2 protein-coding genes are annotated in these 1,403 nt (G+C 73.7%); one reads left to right on the forward strand and one right to left on the reverse strand.

All coding sequences use genetic code 11. The features are described from left to right. Positions 1 to 580 (forward strand): TetR/AcrR family transcriptional regulator (locus PROKR_RS11655; protein ID WP_036963357.1); only part of this gene is annotated, 580 nt, incomplete at its 5' end. A 100-nt stretch (positions 581 to 680) separates the two neighbouring features. Here PROKR_RS11655 and PROKR_RS11660 read toward each other — a convergent pair. Continuing rightward, positions 681 to 1,403 (reverse strand): AEC family transporter (locus PROKR_RS11660; RefSeq protein ID WP_051432900.1); only part of this gene is annotated, 723 nt, incomplete at its 5' end.

The raw sequence follows: 1,403 nt of genomic DNA on the forward strand, positions 1-1,403 counted from the left end.
CGCCCGGGGCCGCGGGCGGCGGCCCGCCGACGAGGTGCGCGCCGACGTGCTGCGCACCGCCGGCGAGGTGCTGCTGAGCGAGGGCATCGCCGACCTGACGTTCGAGCGGGTAGCGCGCCTGTCCGGCGTCAGCAAGACGACCCTGTACAAGTGGTGGCCCTCCAAGGGGGCGCTGGCCCTGGACGGCTACTTCCACGCGGTGCAGCACACCCTCGCCTTTCCCGACACGGGCGACATCCGCGCCGACCTGCGCGACCAGCTCCGCGCGTTCGTGCACCTCATGACCGCGACGCCCGCAGGCCGTATCCTCGCGGAGCTGATCGGCCAGTCACAGACGGACCCGGACCTCGCCGTCGCCTACCGCACGCTGTACTCCTCCGAGCGGCGGCGGCTCGCGGCCGAACGTCTGCGGGCGGCGCAGGAGGCGGGGCAGGTACGGGACGACGTCGACGTGCAGGTGGTGGTCGACCAGCTCTGGGGCGCGGTCTACCACCGGCTGCTGGTCCCGGACGAGCCGGTCACGGAGGCGTTCGCGGATGCCCTGGTGCAGAACGTGCTGACGGGCATCACCCGCCCCTGACGGCGGTGCCGCCGGGCGGCCGCCGGTGAACGTAGGTCTGATCGCCTGATGGGTGCGCGGAGTGCGACTACCCCTACGTTCGGCGGTGTCGCCGTCGGCCTCAGCCCAGGAGCAGGGTGACCAGGAGCGACACCGGCAGCGCCAGCAGCATGCTCAGCAGCGTGACGTCGCGGACCGACGTCGTCGCCAGGCGGAAGTGGCCAGCGAACAGGAACACGTTCTGTGCCGTGGGCAGCGCCGCCATCAGCACGACGCCGAGCAGGTCCAGGCCGTCCAGGCCGAACAGGAACCGGCCCACCACCCAGGCCAGCACCGGCATGACCAGGCACTTGAGGACGGTCCCCAGCACCACCTCGGCCCGGGCGGCGCGGCCCAGGGGGCGCTGACCGCGCAGCGACATGCCGAACAGCAGCAGGAGCAGCGGCACCGATGCCGCGCCCAGCATCTCGACCGGCTGTGCCAGCACCACCGGAAGGTTCAGGGAGACCGCCGCGGCCAGCAGGCCCAGCCCTGTCGCGACCGTCACCGGGTTGGCCAGCGACCGCCCCAGGGTCGCGCCCAGCGAGCGTGAGGTGCTCCCGGGGACGACGCCGGCGTCGTCGTCCGCGAACCGCGCCGCCCGCGCCGTCCGGTACCGGCACCAGGCGAACACCGACAGGTACACCGGCGCGACCACCAGCAGCTGCGCGATCAGCACGGAGACCACCGGGGCCGCCGTCCCCACCGCGTAGAGCGCGATCGGCACGCCGATGTTGCCCGCGTTCACGTACGAGCTCGCCATCGCCCCGGCCGCGACCGGGCCGGCGGGCCGCCGCAGCAGCCC

The organism is Promicromonospora kroppenstedtii DSM 19349, assembly GCF_000515355.1.
GTDB lineage: Bacteria > Actinomycetota > Actinomycetes > Actinomycetales > Cellulomonadaceae > Promicromonospora > Promicromonospora kroppenstedtii.